6 protein-coding genes are annotated in these 7,060 nt (G+C 58.2%); 4 read left to right on the top strand and 2 right to left on the bottom strand.

The window, feature by feature from the left end:
- Positions 1-216: 216 nt before the first annotated feature.
- Together GIW69_RS22790 and GIW69_RS22785 are read right to left on the bottom strand one after the other, a co-directional pair.
- Positions 217-1,437, bottom strand: coding sequence for a CaiB/BaiF CoA transferase family protein (locus tag GIW69_RS22790; protein ID WP_236485022.1), 1,221 nt, complete (start codon positions 1,435-1,437; stop codon positions 217-219).
- A gap of 13 nt (positions 1,438-1,450) precedes the next feature.
- The gene (locus GIW69_RS22785; RefSeq protein WP_236485021.1) at positions 1,451-2,632 is read right to left on the bottom strand and encodes an acyl-CoA dehydrogenase; all 1,182 of its coding nucleotides are present in this window, start codon (positions 2,630-2,632) and stop codon (positions 1,451-1,453) included.
- A gap of 158 nt (positions 2,633-2,790) precedes the next feature.
- On the opposite strand from GIW69_RS22785, the gene GIW69_RS22780 reads away from it, so the two are divergent.
- The 4 genes from GIW69_RS22780 (at position 2,791) to GIW69_RS22765 (ending at position 7,014) form a co-directional block, all read left to right on the top strand.
- A complete protein-coding gene (locus tag GIW69_RS22780; RefSeq protein ID WP_236485020.1) occupies positions 2,791-3,690 on the top strand; it encodes a LysR family transcriptional regulator in 900 nt (299 codons plus the stop codon).
- Positions 3,691-4,123: 433 nt separating this feature from the next.
- Entirely contained in the window at positions 4,124-5,245 is a 1,122-nt protein-coding gene (locus tag GIW69_RS22775) for a Re/Si-specific NAD(P)(+) transhydrogenase subunit alpha (protein ID WP_236485019.1), read from the top strand.
- Between the two features lie 15 nt (positions 5,246-5,260).
- A complete protein-coding gene (locus GIW69_RS22770) occupies positions 5,261-5,581 on the top strand; it encodes an NAD(P) transhydrogenase subunit alpha part 2 (RefSeq protein ID WP_003220416.1) in 321 nt (106 codons plus the stop codon).
- Complete coding sequence (locus tag GIW69_RS22765) at positions 5,581-7,014, top strand: NAD(P)(+) transhydrogenase (Re/Si-specific) subunit beta (protein WP_236485018.1); 1,434 nt, start codon at positions 5,581-5,583, stop codon at positions 7,012-7,014. The genes GIW69_RS22770 and GIW69_RS22765 overlap by 1 nt, the downstream gene beginning before the upstream one ends.
- The last annotated feature ends 46 nt before the right edge of the window (positions 7,015-7,060 follow it).

The raw sequence follows: 7,060 nt of genomic DNA, 5'->3' as shown, positions 1-7,060 counted from the left end.
AGCCAGTCGCTGTCGAAAACTGCTTAACTCATTGTTTACCAAGGAGTTTTCCGTTTCGACTGCGCCGGAAGTGGGGCGAATTATAGACACTCAGATTTTGCCGTCAACACTTAATTTCGCTTTTCTATCAACTACTTGCAGATTGGCTAAAAAACACCCAACAAACCGGCCTCTATATATAGAAGGTGAACCCTAACCCTATATATAGAGGACAAGCTAAAGCACGCCCGCCTCTTTCAAGCTGGACACGGCCCCTGCATCCAACCCCAGCACCCGCTGTAAAACCTCCAACGTATGTTCTCCAAGAAGCGGAGGCGCACACCGATACTCGACCGGCGTCCGCGACAACCGGATCGGACTGGCCACTTGCGGAACCATTCCCGCCAACGGATGGGGCAACTCAATCGCCAACTCACGCGACTGCACCTGAGGATCAGCGAACACCTGCGACAGATCATTGATCGGCCCACACGGAACGCCCGCCTGCTCCAGTTGCTGCACCCATTGCGCCGTCGTCTTGAATACAGTCGCCTGGCGGATCAACGGGATCAGCACCCCTCGGTTAGCCACCCGCAGCTTATTAGTCGCAAACCGAGGGTCATCAGCCCACTGCGGTTGCCCCGCCACTTCGGCAAACTTGCGGAACTGACTGTCATTGCCCACGGTAAGAATGAAGTCGCCATCCGCCGTAGGAAAGTCCTGATACGGCACGATATTCGGGTGCGCATTACCCAGACGCTTTGGAGCGTTGCCCGTCGTCAGGTAATTCATTGCCTGGTTCGCCAGACACGCCACTTGAACATCCAGCAGTGCCATGTCGATATGCTGGCCGCCGCCATCGTGATCGCGATGAGCCAACGCTGCCAGGATCGCCACCGTTGAATACAGTCCCGTAAGGATATCGGTCAGCGCAACGCCGACCTTTACCGGCCCCGCCCCTTCATCGCCCTCAGGACGACCGGTCAGGCTCATCAGCCCGCCCAATCCCTGAATCATGAAGTCATAACCGGCACGTTTGGCATAAGGCCCGGTCTGGCCAAACCCGGTGATCGAGCAATAGATCAAATCCGGATTGATCGCCTTCAGCGAGCCATAGTCCAGCCCATACGCCGCCAGACCACCGACCTTGAAGTTTTCAATGAGGATGTCTGACTTCGCCGCCAGTTCCCGCACCAGCTTCTGCCCCTCAGGGCGAGTGAAATCTATGGTCACCGATTGCTTGTTACGGTTGGCCGACAGGTAGTAAGCCGCTTCACTGGTGTTCTCGCCATACGCATCTTTAAGGAAGGGCGGCCCCCAGGCGCGAGTGTCGTCACCATTGCCCGGGCGCTCGACCTTGATCACCTCGGCACCAAGGTCGGCCAGAATCTGCCCGGCCCAAGGCCCGGCCAGCACTCGCGATAAATCCAGCACCCGCAGATGCGACAACGCGCCCATGGTCGCTCTCCTATTAATAGAAAGCCTGCAGGCCGGTTTGCGCACGCCCCAGGATCAGCGCGTGAACGTCGTGCGTTCCCTCATAGGTATTCACGACTTCCAGGTTAACCAAGTGACGCGCCACGCCGAACTCATCGGAGATGCCGTTACCGCCCAGCATGTCGCGAGCCATGCGCGCGATGTCCAAGGACTTGCCGCAGGAGTTGCGCTTCATGATCGAGGTGATTTCAACGGCGGCGATGCCTTCATCTTTCATACGACCCAAACGCAGGCAGCCTTGAAGCGCCAGCGTGATCTCAGTCTGCATGTCAGCAAGCTTTTTCTGCACTAATTGCGTCGCAGCCAAAGGACGGCCGAATTGCTGGCGATCCATCGTGTACTGACGAGCGGTGTGCCAGCAGAACTCGGCAGCACCCAACGCACCCCAGGAGATGCCAAAACGTGCGGAATTGAGGCAGGTGAACGGGCCTTTCAGGCCACGGACATCCGGGAAGATGTTCTCTTCAGGGACAAACACGTTGTCCATGACGATCTCACCGGTGATCGACGCACGCAGGCCAACCTTGCCGTGGATCGCGGGGGCGCTCAGGCCTTTCCAGCCTTTCTCCAGCACGAAGCCACGAATGTCGCCGGCATCGTCCTTGGCCCAGACCACGAACACGTCGGCGATCGGGCTGTTGGTAATCCACATCTTCGCGCCGGTCAGGCTATAGCCGCCTTCGACTTTGCGTGCACGAGTAATCATCGCGCCAGGGTCAGAACCGTGGTTAGGCTCGGTCAGGCCGAAGCAGCCGATCCATTCACCGGAAGCCAGTTTCGGCAGATATTTCTGTTTTTGCGCTTCGGTACCGAATTCGTTGATCGGCACCATGACCAACGAAGACTGCACACTCATCATCGAACGATAGCCGGAATCCACACGCTCGACTTCACGAGCAATCAGACCGTAGCTGACGTAGTTCAGGCCACTGCCACCGTACTGCTCGGGAATCGTCGCGCCCAACAGGCCAACCTCACCCATTTCCCGGAAGATCGCCGGGTCGGTTTTCTCGTGACGGAACGCTTCAAGCACGCGAGGCGCCAGGCTCTGCTGGGCGAACTGTTCGGCGGTATCGCGGATCATGCGCTCCTCTTCGGTGAGCTGTTGATCCAGCAGCAGTGGATCGATCCAGTTGAAGCTTGCTTTACCGGCCATGAGTAAGTCCTCGCACATCGGTGAATTAACGTGGCATTGATCCTAGGCCCGGTTCGTCATCCCGGCAAACGAGGATTTCGCATTCTGTTGTGCTAATTTCTCACTCCAAGGCAGTCGCCTAACGCCATTTATGCGACGTATTAGTGAGGTTGACGTACATGCGCAGGAAGATTCCCAGCACCACCGCCCTGATCAGTTTTGAAGCGGCCGCCAGGCACGAGAGCTTTACCCGGGCCGCTGAAGAACTTTCCCTCACGCAGGGCGCTATCTGCCGACAGATCGCCAGCCTTGAGGACTTCCTCAGCGTCGAACTGTTTCGACGCTCCCGGCGCGGAGTAAAGCTGACCGAAGCAGGCCTTTCCTACAGCCGACGGGTCGCCACCCAGCTCGATGCGGTCGAACGCGACACGTTGTCGGTGATGGGCCACCAAGGTGCGAACGTGATTGAGCTGGCCGTAGTGCCGACGTTCGGCACCCAATGGCTGCTGCCCAGACTTAAGGATTTTCAACTCAAGCACCCAGAGGTCACCGTCAACCTGACCAACCGCACCCGGCCATTCTTGTTCGCCGACACTGATTTCGATGCCGCCATTTACTTTGGCGATGCGGATTGGTCGGGTACTGAATCCCACAGATTGATGGGCGAAAATCCGATGCCCATGTGCAGCCCCTCGCTGCTCGGTAAGAAGCGTCATCTCACCCCGGAAGAAATCGCCGACTTGCCCCTGCTGCAACAAACCACACGCCCTTATGCCTGGCGCCAGTGGTTCAACGCCCAGCACCTCAATATTCCCCGTGACATGACAGGCCCGCGTTACGAGCTATTCTCCATGCTGGCCCAGGCAGCCATGCATGACATGGGCATTGCATTGATTCCACCCTTCCTCATTCAGCGCGAACTGGCAGAGAAACGACTGGTGATCGCGTGCCCTCAGGCACTCGCCAGCATCAAAGCCTATTACCTGATGATTCCGGAGCGAAAAGTCGAATCTGCGTCCCTCAAGGCATTTCGTGACTGGCTGGTGAAACAGGCAAACACTTACAACCTCGAAGGCTAAAGGCTCTTAGCAATTGTTAACCCCGTAGTCAGGAAAATTTAAGCCCTACAGATATAAGTATTTGTCGCTATTAAGCAGACTGTACCGAAAGGTCTTATAGACTCTATAAAAGCCCCTTGCGACGCGGCTTTGCGCCACATTTACGACTCATTACGGCTCATTCACGTCACCGATGAGAAAAATTTGCAGATTTGTCCAGAATCCTTGCAGGGCACGGCCTGCAAGGGATTCGGCCGGTCATGTGCGACATTCGGTCACGGGATGACTTGTAGTTAATTTTCCGTCACCCGTCATAATCCCTTGAAGGGCATAAAGTTCGCCTGCAAAATGCCGCGCCCCGCCCTGATTCGGCGGGATCGTGCTGATCGGCCGCCCCAGTCGCACCATCCGCAGTGCCTGGGTTTACTCAATAAGATCACGCAGGAGATTTGACGTGCACATTGGTGTTCCTCTCGAAACCCAGACGGGTGAAACACGGGTTGCTACAACCCCGGAAACCATCAAAAAGCTGATCGGCCAAGGTCATCAGGTCACTGTGCAAAGCGGCGCCGGCATCAAGGCCAGCGTTGTCGACAGTGCCTATGAAGCGGCAGGCGCAACCATTGGCAGTGCCAACGATGCGTTTGGCGCGCAGCTGATTCTTAAGGTAGTCGCACCCAGCGATGCCGAGCTGTCGCTGATTCAGCGCGGTGCGGTGTTGGTGGGCATGCTCAACCCGTTCAGCAATGAAACCATCGCAAAAATGGCCGAGTGCGGGATCACCGCGTTTGCCCTGGAAGCGGCGCCACGCACTTCCCGGGCGCAGAGCCTCGACGTGCTGTCGTCCCAGGCCAACATTGCCGGCTATAAAGCCGTGTTGCTCGCGGCTCACTACTACCCACGCTTCATGCCGATGCTGATGACCGCTGCGGGCACGGTCAAGGCGGCGCGCGTGCTGATTCTCGGCGCAGGCGTGGCTGGATTGCAGGCAATTGCCACGGCGAAACGTCTGGGTGCGGTGATCGAAGCGTCTGACGTGCGTCCAGCGGTGAAAGAGCAGATCGAATCCCTTGGTGCCAAGTTCGTCGACGTGCCCTACGAAACCGATGAAGAGCGCGAATGCGCCGTCGGTGTCGGCGGCTACGCGCGGCCAATGCCGGCGAGCTGGATGCAGCGTCAGGCTCAAGCGGTGCATGAGCGCGCCAAACAGGCTGACATCGTCATCACAACTGCGCTGATTCCCGGCCGCAAGGCGCCGACACTGTTGAGCGCGGAAACCGTGGCACAGATGAAGCCGGGTTCGGTGGTCATCGACCTCGCGGCCGCTCAGGGCGGCAACTGCCCGCTGACCGTGGCCGATCAGGTGGTGATCGAGAACGGCGTGACGATCGCCGGTCCGACCAATCTGGCCGGTGAAGTCGCTGCAGATGCTTCGGCACTGTATGCGCGCAACCTGTTGGACTTCCTCAAGCTCGTCTTCACCAAAGAAGGCCAGTTCGACGTCAACCTCGAAGACGACATCGTCGCCGCGTGCCTGATGTGCCGCGACGGCCAAGTCATCCGCAAAAACGCCTAAGCAGGGATTCAGACGATGGAAGAGCTTATCTCCCCCGGTATCTACAACCTGATCATCTTCGTGCTGGCGATTTATGTCGGTTATCACGTGGTCTGGAACGTAACGCCTGCGCTGCACACACCGCTAATGGCGGTGACAAACGCGATCTCCGCGATCGTGATCGTCGGTGCCATGCTCGCCGCTGCATTGACCGTCACCCCGCTGGGCAAAACCATGGGCACCCTTGCCGTGGCACTGGCGGCGGTTAACGTGTTCGGTGGCTTCCTGGTCACACGCCGAATGCTTGAGATGTTCAAGAAGAAAGCCCCGAAAGCAAAAGAAGAGGCGCCGAAGTAATGAGCATGAATCTCGTCACGACGCTGTATCTGATCGCATCGATCTGCTTCATCCAGGCCCTCAAAGGCCTGTCGCATCCGACCACGTCGCGCAAGGGCAACCTGTTCGGCATGCTCGGCATGGCGCTGGCGATCCTCACTACCGTCGGCCTCATCTATAAGTTGGGCGCTGAGCTTGCCACTGCGGGCATCGGCTACGTCATCGTCGGGCTGCTGATCGGCGGTACCGCCGGCTCGATCATGGCCAAGCGCGTTGAAATGACCAAAATGCCGGAACTGGTCGCCTTCATGCACAGCATGATCGGTCTGGCCGCGGTGTTCATTGCAATCGCGGCCGTGGTTGAGCCGCAGTCGCTGGGCATCGTCAAGCAATTGGGCGACTCCATTCCGGCGGGCAACCGTCTGGAACTGTTCCTCGGCGCTGCCATCGGCGCGATTACCTTCTCCGGTTCGGTCATCGCGTTCGGCAAGCTGTCGGGTAAGTACAAGTTCCGCCTGTTCCAGGGTGCACCGGTACAGTTTTCCGGTCAGCACAAACTGAATGGAGTATTGGGACTGGCAACGCTCGTGCTCGGCTTGACCTTCATGTTCACCGGCAACCTCACCGCGTTTGCGCTGATGCTGGTTCTGGCATTCGTGATGGGTGTGCTGATCATCATTCCAATCGGCGGCGCCGACATGCCGGTCGTGGTGTCGATGCTCAACAGCTATTCGGGCTGGGCGGCGGCGGGCATCGGTTTCTCGCTGAACAACTCGATGCTGATCATCGCCGGTTCGCTGGTGGGTTCGAGCGGCGCAATTCTGTCGTACATCATGTGCAAGGCGATGAACCGCTCCTTCTTTAATGTCCTGCTCGGCGGTTTCGGCAACACGGCAGACGCCGGGCCGGCAGGCGAGAAAGAAGCACGTCCGGTGAAATCCGGCTCGGCTGACGACGCAACCTTCCTGCTGACCAATGCCGACACCGTTATCATCGTGCCGGGCTACGGTCTGGCGGTGGCCCGCGCACAACACGCGCTGAAAGAACTGACCGAGAAGCTGACCCACCACGGCGTCACCGTTAAATACGCGATCCACCCGGTGGCCGGTCGGATGCCGGGGCACATGAACGTACTGCTGGCCGAGGCCGAAGTGCCTTACGACCAAGTGTTTGAGATGGAAGACATCAACTCCGAGTTCGGTCAGGCCGACGTGGTGCTGGTGCTCGGCGCGAACGACGTGGTCAACCCGGCCGCCAAGAACGATCCGAAATCGCCGATTGCCGGCATGCCGATTCTCGAAGCGTTCAAGGCCAAGACCATCATCGTCAACAAGCGCTCGATGGCCAGCGGCTATGCCGGCCTGGATAACGAGCTGTTCTATCTGGACAAGACCATGATGGTGTTCGGTGACGCGAAGAAAGTCATCGAAGACATGGTCAAAGCCGTCGAATAACGTTCGCCGCTTTATGAAAACGCCCCGACTTGTCGGGGCGTTTTTG

Origin of the sequence: Pseudomonas syringae (genome assembly GCF_021605415.1) — a bacterium.
Taxonomy (GTDB): domain Bacteria; phylum Pseudomonadota; class Gammaproteobacteria; order Pseudomonadales; family Pseudomonadaceae; genus Aquipseudomonas; species Aquipseudomonas syringae_S.
Note: the sequence above shows the minus strand (reverse complement) of the source record. Positions and strands in the feature narration are given on the sequence as shown.